Source organism: Aeromonas lacus (assembly GCF_000764665.1).
In the GTDB taxonomy this organism is placed as follows: Bacteria; Pseudomonadota; Gammaproteobacteria; order Enterobacterales; family Aeromonadaceae; genus Aeromonas; species Aeromonas lacus.
On the sequence record NZ_JRGM01000092.1, the window covers coordinates 1 to 909 of the forward strand.

A 909-nucleotide genomic window follows, 5' to 3' on the forward strand; every position below is an offset into this window, starting at 1 on the left:
ATCGAGTAATAACTAAAGTATCGAATGCAGATTACTTTATCATAAATAAAGACACCTACGAATACATCCTAGACTTCTATGATGAAAACCACCTTGCTCTTCTTAATTTTCAAGAATGTAAAGGGGTGATTAAAATATCCATAAACCATCAATTATGCGACTTAATGGATAAACAAGAAAAAGATGGCAGTGCTACCGATGATATGGAAGAGATGAGATTTTCTCCAAGTGGGACAATATTAAACGAACTACTTTCTTTTATTGCTGCAGTTCCGACATCCATTTTCCTTTTTGATATCCCTGTAGAATGTATTACTGGGATATTTTTAGGTTGTAGGCTAACCGAATCAGACAAAATATCACTAGGAAAATTAGCATTCGAGGAAAATTCATTTAAAAAAATACCTTGCTATCAAGCTAGCTTAAGCAAGTATCAATTCGCCTTGAATTTTAAAGAAATCGAACTGCCATATACAGAACCATCGGTTGGACAAACTCTATGAGTACACCTTCATTTTTAAAAATTATCAAAAAACCACTACTAAGCTAAATAATGATACTTAACAAAAAGTGAGAAAAAATGGAGAGCAACAACCCTAAAAACCCAGCCATATATATAACTCTCTTTTTAAATTGGATAAATAATGAACCAAACAATATCAAACCATATGAAAAAACAGGGAGATATTGGGTCAAGCGGCCAATATAAATGGAAGTGCCGGAAGTAGTAACCGGGAAACAGTAATAGAGGATAAGGTAGAATGTCATCAAGAACGAACTGAATAAAAAACGCTTATCCTCAGGCCGCCAAAAACCAGCAAAGATGTAGATTGCCGCAATAAGAGAAACGCCCAGTAGCATCATGATAAATATCCATCTCTCACTGTTCTGCTTACCTCATAACAGTAC

The 909-nt window shown here is 34.7% G+C and carries 2 protein-coding genes; one reads left to right on the top strand and one right to left on the bottom strand.

Annotation, left to right across the window (positions count from 1 at the left end; translation table 11 throughout):
* A partial coding sequence (locus tag LG31_RS0107755; protein ID WP_033113916.1) for a hypothetical protein occupies positions 1-503 on the top strand: 503 nt, incomplete at its 5' end.
* Positions 504-546: 43 nt separating this feature from the next.
* Here the strand turns inward: LG31_RS0107755 and LG31_RS0107760 are convergent.
* On the bottom strand, positions 547-864 hold the full coding sequence (locus tag LG31_RS0107760) for a hypothetical protein (RefSeq protein WP_033113917.1): 318 nt from the start codon (positions 862-864) through the stop codon (positions 547-549).
* Between the last annotated feature and the right edge of the window lie 45 nt (positions 865-909).